17 protein-coding genes and 1 pseudogene are annotated in these 15,469 nt (G+C 67.9%); 15 read left to right on the forward strand and 3 right to left on the reverse strand.

Features of this window, described 5'->3' with window-relative positions; genetic code table 11:
• Position 1 precedes the first annotated feature (1 nt).
• The 13 genes and pseudogenes from ABZS29_RS20860 to ABZS29_RS20920 all read left to right on the forward strand — a co-directional run bounded on the left by ABZS29_RS20860 (position 2) and on the right by ABZS29_RS20920 (position 10,202).
• Positions 2-1,330 carry a cation:proton antiporter gene (locus ABZS29_RS20860; RefSeq protein ID WP_355463918.1) on the forward strand — a complete coding sequence of 443 codons (1,329 nt, stop codon included), beginning with the start codon at positions 2-4 and terminating at the stop codon, positions 1,328-1,330.
• Complete coding sequence (locus ABZS29_RS20865) at positions 1,327-2,316, forward strand: DUF1702 family protein (RefSeq protein WP_355463919.1); 990 nt, start codon at positions 1,327-1,329, stop codon at positions 2,314-2,316. The genes ABZS29_RS20860 and ABZS29_RS20865 overlap by 4 nt, the downstream gene beginning before the upstream one ends.
• The gene (locus ABZS29_RS20870; RefSeq protein ID WP_355463920.1) at positions 2,313-3,239 is read left to right on the forward strand and encodes a DUF1702 family protein; all 927 of its coding nucleotides are present in this window, start codon (positions 2,313-2,315) and stop codon (positions 3,237-3,239) included. The genes ABZS29_RS20865 and ABZS29_RS20870 overlap by 4 nt, the downstream gene beginning before the upstream one ends.
• 15 nt (positions 3,240-3,254) lie before the next feature.
• Positions 3,255-4,499: an NAD(P)/FAD-dependent oxidoreductase gene (locus ABZS29_RS20875; protein ID WP_355463921.1), complete on the forward strand. Its 1,245-nt coding sequence runs from the start codon at positions 3,255-3,257 to the stop codon at positions 4,497-4,499.
• Positions 4,499-4,723, forward strand: a pseudogene (locus ABZS29_RS20880) (ferredoxin family protein); the annotation flags it as partial. The gene ABZS29_RS20875 and the pseudogene ABZS29_RS20880, both read left to right, overlap by 1 nt.
• Before the next feature lie 167 nt (positions 4,724-4,890).
• Positions 4,891-5,220: an SCP2 sterol-binding domain-containing protein gene (locus ABZS29_RS20885; protein ID WP_355463922.1), complete on the forward strand. Its 330-nt coding sequence runs from the start codon at positions 4,891-4,893 to the stop codon at positions 5,218-5,220.
• 32 nt (positions 5,221-5,252) lie between these two features.
• Positions 5,253-6,035 carry a methyltransferase domain-containing protein gene (locus tag ABZS29_RS20890; protein ID WP_355463923.1) on the forward strand — a complete coding sequence of 261 codons (783 nt, stop codon included), beginning with the start codon at positions 5,253-5,255 and terminating at the stop codon, positions 6,033-6,035.
• 14 nt (positions 6,036-6,049) lie between these two features.
• Positions 6,050-6,382, forward strand: a complete 333-nt coding sequence (locus ABZS29_RS20895; RefSeq protein WP_328993734.1) for a YciI family protein — start codon at positions 6,050-6,052, stop codon at positions 6,380-6,382.
• A 22-nt stretch (positions 6,383-6,404) separates the two neighbouring features.
• Positions 6,405-7,862, forward strand: coding sequence for an MFS transporter (locus ABZS29_RS20900; protein WP_355463924.1), 1,458 nt, complete (start codon positions 6,405-6,407; stop codon positions 7,860-7,862).
• Positions 7,863-7,905: 43 nt separating this feature from the next.
• The gene (locus ABZS29_RS20905) at positions 7,906-8,244 is read left to right on the forward strand and encodes a TfoX/Sxy family protein (protein ID WP_355463925.1); all 339 of its coding nucleotides are present in this window, start codon (positions 7,906-7,908) and stop codon (positions 8,242-8,244) included.
• Positions 8,234-8,926, forward strand: a complete 693-nt coding sequence (locus ABZS29_RS20910) for a DUF2461 domain-containing protein (protein WP_355463926.1) — start codon at positions 8,234-8,236, stop codon at positions 8,924-8,926. The genes ABZS29_RS20905 and ABZS29_RS20910 overlap by 11 nt, the downstream gene beginning before the upstream one ends.
• Before the next feature lie 27 nt (positions 8,927-8,953).
• Positions 8,954-9,379, forward strand: a complete 426-nt coding sequence (locus ABZS29_RS20915; RefSeq protein WP_355463927.1) for a VOC family protein — start codon at positions 8,954-8,956, stop codon at positions 9,377-9,379.
• Positions 9,348-10,202: a hypothetical protein gene (locus ABZS29_RS20920; protein ID WP_355463928.1), complete on the forward strand. Its 855-nt coding sequence runs from the start codon at positions 9,348-9,350 to the stop codon at positions 10,200-10,202. The genes ABZS29_RS20915 and ABZS29_RS20920 overlap by 32 nt, the downstream gene beginning before the upstream one ends.
• Here ABZS29_RS20920 and ABZS29_RS20925 read toward each other — a convergent pair.
• The 3 genes from ABZS29_RS20925 to ABZS29_RS20935 form a co-directional block, all read right to left on the reverse strand.
• Positions 10,195-10,992, reverse strand: a complete 798-nt coding sequence (locus tag ABZS29_RS20925; protein WP_355463929.1) for an ATP-binding cassette domain-containing protein — start codon at positions 10,990-10,992, stop codon at positions 10,195-10,197. The two genes, ABZS29_RS20920 and ABZS29_RS20925, sit on opposite strands and share 8 nt — an antisense overlap.
• A gap of 112 nt (positions 10,993-11,104) precedes the next feature.
• Entirely contained in the window at positions 11,105-12,136 is a 1,032-nt protein-coding gene (locus tag ABZS29_RS20930) for an ABC transporter permease (protein WP_355463930.1), read from the reverse strand.
• A 1-nt stretch (position 12,137) separates the two neighbouring features.
• Positions 12,138-13,217, reverse strand: a complete 1,080-nt coding sequence (locus ABZS29_RS20935) for a substrate-binding domain-containing protein (RefSeq protein WP_355463931.1) — start codon at positions 13,215-13,217, stop codon at positions 12,138-12,140.
• 111 nt (positions 13,218-13,328) lie between these two features.
• Between ABZS29_RS20935 and ABZS29_RS20940 the strand changes: the two genes are divergently transcribed.
• Both ABZS29_RS20940 and ABZS29_RS20945 read left to right on the forward strand, forming a co-directional pair.
• Entirely contained in the window at positions 13,329-14,390 is a 1,062-nt protein-coding gene (locus ABZS29_RS20940) for a LacI family DNA-binding transcriptional regulator (RefSeq protein ID WP_355463932.1), read from the forward strand.
• A 51-nt stretch (positions 14,391-14,441) separates the two neighbouring features.
• Positions 14,442-15,437 carry an alpha/beta hydrolase family protein gene (locus ABZS29_RS20945; RefSeq protein ID WP_355463933.1) on the forward strand — a complete coding sequence of 332 codons (996 nt, stop codon included), beginning with the start codon at positions 14,442-14,444 and terminating at the stop codon, positions 15,435-15,437.
• Positions 15,438-15,469: the final 32 nt, after the last annotated feature.

Consider the following 15,469-nt stretch of genomic DNA (forward strand, 5'->3'; position numbering starts at 1 on the left):
CATGACGCAATCAGAGTTGGCCATTCACTTCTTCCTACAGCTCGCGATCATCCTGGCCGTCTGCCGGCTGGTCGGTCTGCTGGCCCGCAAGATCGGCCAGCCACAAGTCGTCGGCGAGATGATCGCCGGCGTCCTGCTCGGACCGTCGCTGTTCGGGCTGCTCGCGCCGCACTGGCAACAGGAACTGTTTCCCAAAGGGCCGTCGATGGCGATCATCTACGCGGCCAGCCAGATCGGGCTGGTGCTGTACATGTTCCTGATCGGTCTGGAGTTCGACACCAACCTGATCAAGCACCGGGTGCCGAGCGCGATCTCGATCTCGCTCGCGGGAGTCACCACGCCGTTGGTCCTCGGCTGCCTGGTCGCGCTGCTGCTGGTCCGGGACGAGGGCAAGTTCTTCGCCGGTGGGGTGCAGACCTGGCAGGCGATGCTGTTCATGGGAGCCGCGATCGCGATCACCGCGTTCCCGATGCTGGCCCGGATCATCTTCGAACGGAAGCTGTCCGGTACGTCGCTCGGCACCCTGGCACTGGCCGCGGGAGCGACCGACGACGCGATCTCGTGGTGCCTGTTCGCCATCGTCCTCGCCGTGTTCAAGCACGACCCGATGATCGCGGTCCTGGCCATCGGTGGCGGGGTGTTCTACGTCCTCACCGTCCTCACCGTGGGCCGGCGCCTGCTGGCGCGCCACGTCGGGCAGCGGGCCGAGCGGCAGGGCGGCGTCAGCTCGCCGATGCTGGCCGTGATCCTGATGCTGCTGATGTGCGCGGCCTGGTTCACCGACTTCGTCGGGATCTACGCGATCTTCGGGGCGTTCGTGCTCGGGGTGGCGATGCCGCGCGGTGTGGTCGCGACCGATGTACGCCGCTCGCTGGAACCGCTCGTCACGAACTTCCTGCTGCCGTTGTTCTTCGTCTTCTCCGGTCTCAACACGCAGATCGGGCTGGTCAACAGCGTCGGCCTGCTCGTGATCGGCCTGGTCGTCCTGGCCGCCTCCGTCCTCGGCAAGGGCGGTGCGTGCTACATCGCGGCGCGGCTGAACAAGGAACCGCAGCGCGAAGCGCTCGCGATCGGGAGCCTGATGAACGCGCGCGGCCTGATGGAGCTGATCCTGCTCAACATCGGGCTGCAGGCCGGCCTGATCACGCCGACGCTGTTCACGATCCTGGTGATGATGGCGATCATCACGACCCTGATGGCGACGCCGCTGTTCCAGCAGTTCTACGGCCGCTTCCGCCCCGCGTCCGAGACCGCCGACGCTCCGTCGGTGGTTGCCGACAGCAACGTACCGGCGGTGCTCGCGCCGGCGACCAGGGGAGCGGAACGATGAGACTGCCACTCGGAAAGCTGCTCAAGCCCGTCTTCCCGCTGTCCGCGGAGGCGTTCCCGAAGATGGCCGCCGAGCGGTTCGGCGCCCAGGAGGACATGGACAAGACCTGGCTCACCTTCGAGCCGGTCGCCCGGACGCTGGTCGACACCTTCTACACGACCCTCGACGACCCGCGGCACAGCGTGCTGGTGCCGCACCTGGAGTCGATCGAGCCCGAGCTGCGCGGGATCGCCTACGAAGGCGCGGGCATGGGGCTGATGTTGCTGGACAGCTTGTTCCCGTTCAAGAAGCGGCTGCCGGAGTTCATCCACGGCCCGGGAGCGCCGTACCGGTGCTTGATCTACATCGGCGCGGGGCTCGTGCTCCCGCGGGTCCCGATCAGCCCGAAGCGGTTCCTCGCCCAGCAGGATCCGCTGCTGCGCTGGCTGGTGATGGACGGCTACGGCTTCTACCAGAGCTTCTTCGCCTGGCAGGAGACCGTCGAGAAGCACCAGGTACCGAGGTCGGTCCGCGGCTACGCGAAGCGCGGGTTCGATCAAGGTGTCGGCCGCAGTCTGTGGTTCTCGACCGGTGCGAACGTCGAGCGGATCATTGCCACGATCAACGGCTTCCCGGCCGACCGGCAGGGTGACATCTGGAGCGGTATCGGCCTGGCCTGCGCGTACGCCGCCGGCGTGCTGGACCGGGGTGCCATCGAGACCCTGTTCACCGCCTCCGGCCGCCACCAGAGCAGTTTCGCCATCGGTTCCGCGATCGCGTCGATCTTCCGCGAGCAGTCCGGCCAGCACGCCCCGCACACCGACCTGGCCTGCGACGTGATCTGGGGCCAGGACGCGAACGCGGTCGCTGCGATCGCCCACCAGGCCGGTCTGGGGCTTGTCCACGACGGCCCGGAGCCGGCGTACGAGCTGTGGCGACGGCAGATCGGCGCTGTCTGGAGCCGTACGCCGGTTGTCCGGCCGGCTGCGACGGAGGTGGGGGCGTGAGCGCGGTGGGGCGGGTTCGGCGGCGGATGTTCGGGATTCCGTCGGCCAAGGCGGTGTTCTCCCGTCCAGGGTTCGCGCCGGCGGCGTGGGACCGCTTCGCGCCGGTGGCGATCAACCTGATGGAGGGCTATCACGCGACGCTGGAGGATCCGCGGCTGTCGTCGTTGGAGCGGCGGCTGGAGGCAGTCGAGCCGGAGTTCCGGGGCTTCGCGTACGAGGGCGCCGGGATGGGGCTGGCCGCGCTCGACGCGGTGGCTCCGTGGAAGAACCGGCTGAACGAGTTTGTCGAGGGACCTGGGGCCGCTCACATCTACCCGGTCTATGTCGGCGTCGGGCTCGCCTACGCGCGACTTCGCCGTACGCCGGAAGCCAAGCTGGCCGGCCTGGATCCGTTGCTGGGCTGGGTTACGGCTGATGGCTACGGCTTCCACGAGGCGTTCTTCCGGCGCAGCAAGTACGTCGACCAGCACGCGGTACCGACGCGGTTGTCGCACTACGGCCGCCGGTTCTTCGACCAGGGCGTCGGCCGGGCGCTGTGGTTCTCCAGCGGGGCCTCGGTAGATCGCGTGGTCCAGCAGATCGCGGGCTTCCAGGTGGCGCGGCACGCCGACCTGTGGAGTGGTGTCGGCCTCGCGTCGGCGTACGGCGGCGGTGCCGAACCGGACGAACTGCGGTCGCTGCTGGACCGGATGCGGTTGTTCCAGCCGCAGCTGGCCCGGGGCGCCGCGACCGCGGCGTGGGGCCGCGAGCACGCCGGCAACCAGGCCGCGCACACCGACCTCGCGTGCCAGATCTACTGCGGCCGCGACGGCCGTGAGGCGGCCGTCGCACTCGAGGAGGCCGCGCACGACCTGCCAGTCATCAGTGTCGAGCCGGTCTACGAGATCTGGCGCCGGCGTACCGAGTGCAAGCTCGCCGCCTAATCGAAAGGAACCGCCATGTACGACGCGATCGTGATCGGCGCCCGGGTCGCCGGCGCTCCGACCGCCATGCTGCTGGCCAAGAAGGGGTACCGGGTCCTGTTGCTGGATCGCGCCACCTTCCCCAGCGACACCGTCTCGACCCACATGATCACCGTGGACGGCAGCGCCTACCTGAAGCGCTGGGGCATGCTCGGCCAGCTCGAGGCGTCCGGCTGCCCGCCGGTGCGCAACATCGTGCTCGATCTGGACTTCCCGCGGTACGGGCACTTCACGCTCACCGGGTTCCCGTACCCGGACGAGGACGGGTTCGGCGCGATCTACGCGCCGAAGCGGACCGTGCTCGACAAGATGCTGGTCGACGCAGCCGCCGCGGCCGGCGCCGTCGTCCGGGAGGGCTTCTCGGTGCGCGAGGTCCTGATGGACGGCGACCGCGTGGTCGGCATCCGCGGTAAGGGGTCCAGCGGGATCATGGTGACCGAGCACGCGAAGATCGTGATCGGCGCCGACGGCCTGCGCTCGGTCGTCGCCGAGACGGTCGATGCGCCCGAGTACTTCGTCGTACCGCCGAAGGCTTTCGGGTACTACACCTATTGGGAGAACGTCGAGCTCGCCGGGCTGGAGTTCTTCACCCGGCCGGGATCCACTGTGATCGCGTTCCCGACCCACCACCACGAGGCCGCGATCTTCATCGAGCGGCCCGAGCGGGACTTCGCCGACTTCAAGACCGACGCGCACGCTGGGTACGTTCGGACGGTCAACGAGATCGCTCCGGATCTGGGCGCCCGGATGGCCGGCGGCCGGCTGGTGCAGAAGCTGAAGGGCGCGGGCAACCGGCCGAACTTCTTCCGGCGGCCGTACGGTCCCGGCTGGGCACTGGTCGGTGACGCGGGGGTGCACAAGGACCCGATCACCGCCCAGGGCATCACCGACGCGTTCCGCGACGCGGAGCTGCTCGCCGACGCGATCGACGCCGGCTTCTCCGGACGCAAGCCGATCGAGACCGCGCTCCGGACCTACGAGTACAAGCGCAACCAGGCGCTCAAACCGCTGTACGACTTCATCGTCGACCACGCGGCGATGGAGCCCTTCGACGACGGATTCCAGGACGTCCTGGCGGCGATGCGCGGCAACCAGGACGCGATCAACCAGTTCTTCGGCGTCATCCAGAACACCGTTCCCTGGGACGAGTTCTTCGCGCCGGCCAACCTGTCGGCGCTGATGGGCCTGACGGCGGAGTTCGAGCTGGCGGAGGCAGTCTGATGACCTACGTGATCACGCAAGCCTGCGTCGGCAGCAAGGACACCGCGTGCTGGGACGCCTGCCCGGCCGACGCGATCCACCCGAGCCCGAACAGGGCCGAGTTCGCCGACCACGAGCAGATGTACATCGACCCGACCGAGTGCATCGACTGCGGCGCCTGCGAGCCGGCCTGCCCGGTCGAGGCGATCTACCCCGAGGACGAAGTACCGGACGAGTGGGCGGACGCGCTCGCGGTGAACCGCGAGTACTTCGCCGGCCCGGCCTGTAACACCTGAGTCGAACCGACTAACACGTCGAGTAAGCCAGCCGGAAGTTACCGGTCCTACCGTCATCCTTGAGGCGCGCCGTGTGCGCTCGAGGTCGTGACGACCTGGAGGAAGGAAGCAAGGCCATGACCATGACCGTCGGAGAACTCTTCGAAGCCCTCTCGACCCGGTTCGACAGCGCTGCCGCTGCCGGTCTGAACCGGACCCTGCAATGGAAGATCACCGATGAGGACCCGGGTGTGTGGGCCTTCGAGATCACCGACGGCCAGGGCCGCCTCATCCCGGGCGGCGTCGACGCGCCCGACACGACCTTCACCACCACCGGCGACACCTGGATGGCGATCGCCGAGGGCCGGCAGGACGCCATGCGCGCGTTCATGACCGGGAAGCTGAAGGTCAAGGGCGACATGATGCTCGCGATGAAGGTGCCGAAGCTCTTCCGGACCGGTTTCTGACGGCGAACAACCCACCAGAGGAGTTGAGCATCGTGCCGCAGCTGACCGAAGCCACCACAGACCCCGAGAAGACCCGCCTGGAGCGGATCGCCGCCCTGACCGACCCGGCCACCATCCGCTACCTGGAAGAGATCGGCGTGCGGGAGGGCTGGATCTGCGCCGAGGTCGGCGCGGGCGCCGGCTCGATCGCCCAGTGGCTCTCGAACCGGGTGGGCCACTTCGGCAAGGTCCACGCCATCGACATCGACCCGGCCTTCATGGACGGGATCAGCGCACCCAACCTGGAGATCCGCGAACAGGACATCTCCACCACTCCGCTGGAGGAGGGCGCCTACGACCTCGTGCACTGCAAGATCCTGCTGATGCACCTCGCGGACCGCGAGCGGGTCATCGGCGAGTTCGCCCGCGCGCTCAAACCCGGCGGCTACCTCCTGGTGGAGGAGGCCGACATTCGCAGCATCCAGCGCGTCTATCCGCCGTCGCCGCTGCTCACCCGGGCCGCGGCCGCACTGGAGACGTTCTTCTACTTCGGCGGTGCCGATCCCGGCTACGGGATGAACCTGCTGCCGGCGGTACGCCGTACCGGGCTGAAGGTGCTGGGCACCGACTGCCAGCTGACCGCCGTCCAGGCCGGTACGCCGGAGGTCGCCACGATCTCGATGAGCCTGGCGAAGCTGGCGCCGATGATCGTCACCGCCGGCCTGATGGGCCAGAAGGAGATCGAGGCCGCGTTCGACCAGCTCGAGCAGCCCTCGGACACCGTCATCTACACACCGACCACCGTGTCGGTGTGGGCACAGCGCACCGGCGAGTAGAAGGAGACCGAACCATGCTCTACGTAGTGATCGCGTACGACGGCACCGAGCCGGGCACCTTCGAGCGCCGGATGCTGGTGCGCCCGGCGCACATGGCCAACGGCGAAAAGATGATGCAGGACGGCTCGTTCCTGTTCGGCGGCGGCATTCTCGACGGCGCCGGGAAGATGGCCGGCGGTGTCCTGATCGTCGACTTCGAGAGCCGTGCCGAGATCGACGAGTGGCTCGCGAACGAGCCCTACATCCTCAACAAGGTCTGGAACCGGGTGGAGGTCCACCCGTTCCTGGTTCCACCGCAGTTCCTCAGCCTTTTCCCCAAGTACCGGCCCGAACCTGTCGCCGGTTAGCCCCCATCGAAAGCTCAGGGAAATGAACACCACCTCACGCCGTACCGGATTACTGACCTTGCTGGTCACCAGTCTGGGATCCTTCATGGTTCTCCTGGACGGGTCGATCATCTTCGTGGCCCTGCACGAGATCCAGAAGGATCTCGGCGGTGAGCTGTCCCAGCTGCAGTGGACGGTGGACGCGTACACGCTGCCGTTCGCGGCGCTGATGCTGACCGCCGGAACCCTCGGCGACCGGCTGGGCCGGAAGAAGGTCTTCCTCACCGGCCTCGTCCTGTTCGTGCTCGGATCGGCCCTGTGCGGCTTTGCGCCGTCGGTCGGGCTGCTCATCCTCGGACGGGTCGTGCAGGGACTTGGCGCCGGTGCGATCAGCACCGGCAGCCTGTCGCTGCTGGTGTCGACCTTCACCGATCCGCCCGGACGGGCCAAGGCGATCGGGATCTGGACCGCGGTGTCCGGTGTCTCGATCGCGCTCGGCCCGCTGCTCGGCGGCATCCTGATCGAGTCCTTCAACTGGCAGGCGATCTTCCTGCTGAACGTGCCGATCGGCATCATCGCGCTGCTGCTCGGCGTACCGCGGCTGATCGACTCCAAGAACCCGGCCGCCCGCAACGTCGACCTGCCCGGTCAGGTCCTGGCGGCGGGCGGGTTGTTCTGCCTGGTGCTCGGTCTGATCGAGGCCGGGCGTGACGGCTGGACCTCGCCGACCATCCTTGCCCTGCTGGGCGGAGCCGTCGTCCTGCTGGGCGGGTTCCTGGCGGTGGAGCTGCGCAGCAAGGAGCCGCTGCTGCCGCTGGAGCTGTTCCGCAATCGCACCTTCGCGACGGCCTGCCTGATCGCGTCCCTGCTCGGGTTCGTGATCGTCGGTGTCATGTTCTTCATGGCGCAGTACTTCCAGGCCGTGCAGCAGCACGACGCCCTCGCCACCGGTCTGCGCCTGCTGCCGCTGACCCTGGGCATCTTCTTCCTGTCGCCGCCGGCCAGCCGGATCGCGGGCAAGGCCGGTCCGCGGATCCCGATCATGGTCGGCGCGCTGCTGTCCACGCTCGGCTTCTTCCTGCTGTCGACCATCGAGCCCACCTCGGGCTTCGGCAGCGTCTGGTGGAAGCTTGCGCTGGTCGGAATCGGCATCGGCTGCATGTTCGCACCGCTGACCCTGGCGGTGATGGCCTCGACTCCTCCGCAGCGGGCCGGCCTCGGCTCGTCGATGATCAACACCACGCGGATCACCGGCTTCACCGCGGGCGCCGCCGTACTGGGGACGATCGTGGTCAGCCGGACCGACGACTCCACCGCGCGCGGACCGGCCGCGATGGTGGACGCCTTCCACACCGTCTTCTACATCTGTGCGGGTGCGACGATCCTCGCCTTCGTCGTCGCGGCCGCCACCATGGTGCGCGGCCGGCTGCCCGGACCGGTCCCCGGTACGGCGCCGGCCGCGCCCGGAACGAACCACGCCGCGGCGACCGGAACTCCGTAGCATCCTGCTCCTGACCACCAGGGCAGAACGAAAGGATTGTGCAATGGCGTACGACCGGGATCTGGCCGACCGTATTCGCGATGTCTTCGCGGGACTGGCGGTGCGCGAGGTGAAGATGTTCGGCGGTCTGACCTTCATGGTCAACGACAAGATGACCGCCACCGCGAACACCCACGGCGACCTGATGATCCGGTGCGACCCGTCCCGCGTCGAGGAACTGCTGACGCGGGACGGCGCGGACTGGCCGGTGATGCGCGGCCGCAAGATGAGCAAGGGCTGGGTCGTCGTCGAGGCCGAGAAGGTCGAGTCCGACAAGGCCCTGGCGTCGTGGCTCGAGGAAGCACTCGACTACAACGAGAAGGTGACCGGAAGTGGCGACTAGCAGGACAACCCGGTTCGGCGGGTTCCCGCGGGCGATGTTCACGTTCCTGGAAGGGCTGGAGAAGGACAACTCCAAGTCCTACTGGGACGCCAACAAGGCGACCTGGGAGTCCGAGGTTCGGGAGCCCGTCGAGGCGCTGATGGCCGACCTGGAATCCGAGTTCGGTCCGCTGCGGACGTTCCGGCCGAACCGCGACGTACGGTTCTCGAAGGACAAGTCGCCGTACAAGACCTGGGTCGGGGTCACCACCAGCGAGCGCGCGGTCGGGGGGATCGGGTACTTCCTGCGGATCGAGTCCGGCGCGATCCGGCTGGCCTGCGGCTCGATGGTGATGGCGAGCGACCAGCTGGAGCGGTTCCGGGCCGCCATCGACAACGCGGCGAGTGGAGCCGAGTTCGACGAGCTGCGCGAACGCCTTGCCCGCAAGGGATTGACCGTCGGACCTGGCCGCGAGGATCCGTTCAAGCGGATCCCGGCCGGCTATCCGAAGGATCACCCGCGGGAGGACGTCCTGCGGTGGAAAGGCGCCGTCGTCGTGAAGGAGTTCGAGCAGGCGGCGTGGATGTACAAGGCCGGTGCGGCCGGCAAGGTCCGGGAGGTGTGGAGCGGGGCCGCCCCGCTGACCGACTGGATCACCACCTACGTGGGGGAGAGCACGACACCGGCGCGCCGCCCCCGATGACCCTTAGCTGATTGGCGGAAAGCTGTTATGTCCCATCTGGATCTGGTCACCCTGCTGACCTACGACATGGAACGTACCAAGGCCTTCTACTGCGAACTGCTCGGCTTCGAGGAAGTGGCCGAGTTCTCCCGGGGTGAACACTTCTCCTGGCTGCGCTCCAAGAAGCGCAGCTCCAGCATCGCCCTGTTCAACGCCCGCGAGAAGGCGGACCGGCCGACGGTCGCCCACATCCCCGACCAGAGCGGCGGCGTGATGATCGGCTTCGAGGTCGACAGCGCGGCGGAGTACTACGAGACCTGGAAGGCGCGCGGGGACGTCCCGCTGCGGACCGAGGTGTTCGACATGGGCAAGGGGTTCACCTTCGGCGCGGAGGACCCGGAAGGCAACTTCATCCAGTGCTTCGACGTGCACCCGCACTTCCGTGAGATCCAGCAGCGTCTCGGGATGGACTGAGGTCGTCCACCCGTTCAGCCAGGCTTACTCCAAAGCGCTGACGAGCCCGGGGAACTACTCACCCGTGCTGGACGCGTGGGGCCGCGATCTCTTCGACGCTGTCGACCCGGGCCTGCGCCGCGCCGTCCTCCAGCTGGCGACCGCCGCCGCCTGTGACCGCTCCAAGGAAGACGCGTTCTTCCGCTTGGCAGACTGGCTCGGCCGGGTCGAGCCAGTCGTCTGGTACGCCGCGACCGGCTTCCTGCAGGCCGCCTGGCTCCTGCAGGACCGGCCGGTCATCAAGGACTGCGTGAGCTTCCAGCACGGGTGGCCGACGGGTGCGCACTCGGTCGAATGGCGCGACCGGATCGACCAGGTCGTCGATGAAGACGCCGGCCAGGATCCAGGTGCGGACGATGCCGGGCCGGCCGTGGAAGCTCTCGTCGAGTCCGGACTCTTCGCCCTCGACCACGCCACCTTTGCCTGGCGTCGCGAATCCCTGCGCAACGTCGTCGACAGGCTGTCGTGCGGGCGAGGCCCGGATCGCGGCGACCTGTGGGATCTCGAAGAGCTGCTCAACGAACCCCTGCAGGCCACCGTGCGGTCGTTCGCCCGGACCTCCGCGCGAACGCTCTGCGCCCAGTTCGGCATCGCTCCCGATGCGCCGGCCCCGGACGACCACCCGGTCTACGAGGCCGGCGTAGGCCTCTGCAACGCCGCCGTCAGAGCCGCGATCACACCGCTGCTCCACGCCGCTCACCTTCGTGAACTGGAAGCCTTCAGACTGATCGCGCTAGGCCGGCCGTTCCCGGAACCGCCGACCTGGCTACGGCCGATCAGCTGAGCGTCGTCGCGCCGGTCATGATGGCGACGCCGTCGCTCATGCTGTGCGACTGGGGAGTGATGACGCCGGCGCACCGGCCGAGGCGCTGGATATGGATGCGGTCGGCAACTTCCCAGACGTGCGGCATGTTGTGGCTGATCAGGATGACCGGCAGCCCGCGTTCGCGCAGGCCCTTGATCAGCTCGAGGACCTGGTTCGATTCCTTGACACCGAGTGCGGCCGTCGGCTCGTCCAGTACGACGACCTTGCTGCCGAAGGCCGCTGCGCGAGCGACGGCGACGGCTTGCCGTTGACCACCGGACAGGGTCTCGACTGTCTGCTGCATGTTCTGGATTGTCTGAATGCCCAGATCACGCACGGCCGCCGTGGCTCGCTCGCGCATACCGCGGTGGTCGAGCATCCGGAAGATCGACCCGAGGGGACCGCGCCGGCGTTCCTCGCGACCGAGGTACAGGTTGCTGGCGATGTCGAGGGCGGGCGCGACCGCGAGGGTTTGGTAGACGGTCTCGATGCCCGCGGCCCGGGCGTCCTGTGGACCGCGGAACGAGACCGGATTCCCTTGCAGGGTTAGCTGCCCGGCGTCCGGGATGTGCGCGCCGGTGAGGCACTTGATCAGGGTGGACTTGCCGGCGCCGTTGTCGCCGATGACCGCGAGCACCTCCCCGGCGTACAGGTCGAGGTCGACGCCGTCGAGCCCGACCACCCGGCCGAAGGTCTTGACCAGGCCACGGGCGGAGAGGATCGGCACGCGGAGGTTGGTTGCTTCGGCACTGTCGACTGTAGCGGTCATGAGGCCCCCTTTCTGGACTGAGGAACGGAGGGAGCGCAGCGACTGGAGAGACGAGGGAAGAAAGGGAACCAGGCCTCAGGACCCGCCGCGCGGAGCGTGGCAAATCGTAGAGTCATGAGCGCACCTTTCGGATCCATTGGTCGACCGAGACCGCGACGATGACCAGTACGCCGACCGCCAGGAGCCGGTACTGCGCGTCAACGCCGGCGAGCGACAGTCCGACGGTGAATGCCTGGACGATCAGGGCACCGAGCAGCGTGCCCAGCAGACCGCCGCGACCACCGAAGAGGCTGGTGCCGCCGATGACGACCGCGGTGATGCTGTCCAGGTTGGCATCGACGATGGCGTTCGGGCTGGCCGCACCGGCGCGGCCGATCAGGGCCCAACCGGCGATTCCGTAGATGAGCCCGGCCACGGCGTACACGCTGAACAGGACTCGTCTGGACCGGACACCGCTGAGTCGTGCGGCCTCCGGGTCGTCGCCGACGGCGTACACGTGCCGGCCCCAGGAGGTCTGGCTGAGCGCGAACCCGACCACGACGTACAGGGCGATGACGATCAGTACGCCGGTCGTGACCCGGAACCGCCCGATCGCGAAACCCTCGCCGGTCCAGTTGAGCAGGTCGGGCAGGCGGTTGTTCTGAATGCTCTGACCGCCCGAGTAGAGCAGGGCGATCGCGGTGAAGATGCTGAGCGTGCCGAGCGTGACGATGAACGGCGGTAGGCCGATCCGCGTCACGAGGAGCCCGTTCAGTACGCCGGCGGCGAGCCCGAGGACGACGCCCGCGATCAGTGCGAGGCCGGCCGGCCAGCCGTTCTCGGCGGCCAGGGTCGCCATCACCATCGTGGACAGGATCGTGATCGCACCGACCGACAGGTCGATGCCGGCGGTCAGGATGATCAACGTCTGGCCGACCGCGAGGGCCGCGATGACAGCGGTTTGCTGAACCAGCAGCGACAGCGCCGCCGGGTTGGAGAAGCGGCTGTTCACGATGGTGAAGCACACCACGGTGAGCAGCAGGATGATGGCTGGACTGAGCGCGGGATGCTGGTGCAGCAGATGCTGGATCCGCTGGCTCAGGGTGTGTTCGCGGCGCGCCAGCTCCTTGGCGGCCGCGCCTGGACTGGTGGTTTGTGCGGTCATCTCATCCCCAGCACAGTGAAGTGGCTTTGGTGGTGTCGATGCTGGTGACTCCCTCAGCGGCCTTGTCGGTGACGAGGGCGACGCCGGTGTTGAAGAAGTCGAGGCCGTCGCTGTTCTTCGGCTTCTCGCCGCCACGGGCGATCTTGGCGATCGACTCGACGCCGAGTGCCGCCATCTTCAACGGGTACTGCTGCGAGGTCGCGCCGATGACGCCGTCCTTGACCGACTTCACCCCGGCGCAGCCGCCGTCGACGGAGACCACCAGGACCCCATCGGTCTTGCCGGCCGCCTTGAGTGCGTTGTAGGCGCCGACCGCGGCCGGCTCGTTGATCGTGTAGACGACGTTGATGTTGGAGTTCTTGGTCAGGCAGTTCTCCATCGCGGAGCGGCCGCCGTCTTCCGCGCCCTGGGTCGGCTCGTTGCAGACGATCGTGTACGAGCCGCCGCCGTACGAGCCGGTCTTCTCCTCGTCACCGTTCTTCTTGGCGTCCTTGGTGTCGACGCCGAGGCCGGTGAGGAAGCCCTGGTCGCGGTTGTAGTCCACCGAGACGACCTTGTCGTTGAACAGGTCGAGCAGCGCGATCGTGGCCGGCTTGCCGCCCAGCTGCTTCGCGGTCCACTGACCGATCAGCTTGCCCGCCTCGAAGTTGTCGGTGGCGTAGGTGATGTCGACGGTGTCGGCCGGGTCCGGCGGCGTGTCGAGGGCGATCACGAACATGCCGGCGTCGCGCGCCTTCTTGATCGCGCTGTTGACGCCCGGGCCGTTCGGGGTGATCAGGATGCCCTTCTGGCCCTGCGCGATCGCGTTCTCGATCGCCTGGACCTGCCCCTGCTCGTCACCGTCCGCCTTGCCGGACGCGACGGTGAGGTCGACGTTGTTCTTGGCGGCCTCCTCCTTGGCGCCCTTCTGCATCGCGACGAAGAAGGGGTTGCTGGAGTCCTTGGTGATCAGCGAGACGCCGATCTTGTCGGTCGACGAGGCAGTGCCGCCGTCGGAGCCACCGCAGGCCGCGAGGGCCAGCAGTCCGGTCAGTGCGGCGCAGGCGACGCCGAGGCGTGCCGCGCGAGTGCTGAAACGCATGAGTGCCCTCCCGGGGCAGCGGAGAAAATATCCTTACGTCAACGTTGACGTAGAACAGAGGATCACTGTGCGGGCCTTGTGGTCAAGAGGTCGATCGGAAATACTGCGATCGTGACGACAACGTTGACGCAGCCCGGCTCCGGGGACCGTGAGCGGCCGGCCAGGGCCACCATGAAGGACGTGGCGCTGCTGGCCGGGGTCAGCGCGAAAACGGTGTCGAGGGTGGTGAACGGGGAGCCGGGCGCCTCGACCGAAGTGCGCGAGCGTGTCCTGCAGGCCGCGCAGCGGCTCGACTACCGGCACAACCTCGGCGCCAGCACGTTGCGCCGCAAAGACTCTCGCTCTGGCATCGTCGGTGCGCTGCTCCAGGATGTCGGCAACAGTTTCTCGGCCGGCTTGTTGCGGGCTCTGGAGGACTCGCTGCGCTCGGCGGGTCTGTCCGTACTCGCGGCAAGTCTCGACGAAGAGCCGGATCGCGAGCGTGGCATCGTCGCCGACCTGGTTGCCCGCCGCGCCGACGGGCTGGTGCTGATGCCGGCCTCGAACCGCCATGAATATCTCGTCAGCGAGCAGCGCGCCGGCCTGCCGATCGTCTTCGTCGACCGTCGCCCGCATGGTGTCGACTGCGACTCGGTGACCGTCGACAACCGCCGCGGCGCCGGGCTTGCCACCGAGCACCTGATCTCCGGTGGGCATCGCCGGATCGCCATGCTCAGTGACCTCGAAGAGATCGAGACCGCTCATGAACGCATCGCCGGGTATCGGGCGGCTCTCCATGCTGCGGGGCTTCCCGGCGACCCGGCACTCCTCGTTCCCAGCGTCCGCGGCGAGCTCGAGGCGACTCAGGTCGTCACCCGGCTCCTGGCCCTGCCCGATCCGCCCACCGCCTTCGTGACCGGACGCAACATCCTGACGATCGGCGCCGTACGGGCGCTCCGGTCGGCAGGTCTCTCGCATCAGGTCGCGCTGGTCGGCTTCGACGACTTCCCGATGGCGGACCTGGTGGAGCCTGCCCTGACGGTCATCAGGCAGGACGTCCAGCGCATCGGCGCCGAGGTGGGTCGGCTCCTGCTCACTCGTCTCGCCGGCGACACCGCGCCGCCGAAGCACGTCGTACTCGAGCCGACGCTGGTGCAGCGGGGGAGTGGTGAGATCCGCCGGCGGCCTGTTTAATGAACAGCGTTGGTTTTATTCGCTCTCCCCGCCCCTGAGAGGTGAAACCCGATGGCACGGTCGTGGATCAGACGGTTAGGACTCGCTCTCGCCCTGCTTCTCTGGCTGCCGCTCGCTCCGGCAACCGCCACCACCGAGTACGCCGTACCGGTTGCGCAGGCGGTGTCCGGCCGTGCCGAGGTTGTCGGGGTCACCGCGGTGGGGGAGCGGCTGACGGATCTCTCGGTCCGGTCGCCCGCACTGGGCAATCGCGTGGTCAAGGTGCGGCTGCTGACACCGGACGGGTGGAACCCGGCGGACCGCCGTCAGCACTGGCCGACCTTCTGGCTGCTCGCCGGTTGCTGCGGCGACTACACGGCTTGGTCGGGCACGGACATCGCGAAGATCGAGAGCCTTCGCAAGGTGCTCGTCGTGATGCCCGAGGCCGGTTGGAACGGCTGGTACAGCAACTGGTGGAACCACGGCGCGGGCGGCGATCCCGCCTGGGAAACCTTCCACACCGTCGAACTACGCCAACTGCTCGAGCGCGGCTGGGGTGCCAGCAGCAACCGCGTTGTAGCCGGCCTGTCGATGGGCGGCCAAGGCGCACTCCTGTACGCCGCCCGCCACCCCGGCATGTTCCGCGCAGCGGCGGCGTACTCCGGATCGGCCCACCCGCTACTGAACAGCGAGTCGGTCAACCGCATCATGGGCTTCTTCGGCGGCCAGGGAGGCGACCCGCTCCGCGTCTGGGGTGACCCCGTGGCGCAGCGAGACATCTGGGAAGCGCACGACCCCTACTACCTGGCGCACAGACTCAAGTCGCTCCCCGTCTACCTCGCCTGCGGCGACGGCACCGCCGGCCCCTTCGACTCACCCGGCAAGACCGACGCCCTCGAAGCCGACTTCAACCGCCAGAACCACGCGCTGGCCGCAGCCCTCACCCAAGCCGGCGCCAAACACCTCACCACCAACTTCTACGGCCCCGGCACCCACGCCTGGCCCTACTGGCAACGCGAACTCCACACCTCGCTCCCCATGCTGCTGAAAGCACTGAACGTCGTCTGAAGACCTCAGCCCCTCGTCTCAGAGGTGGGCGG

The sequence above is a fragment of the Kribbella sp. NPDC005582 genome (genome assembly GCF_040605415.1).
Lineage (GTDB): Bacteria > Actinomycetota > Actinomycetes > Propionibacteriales > Kribbellaceae > Kribbella.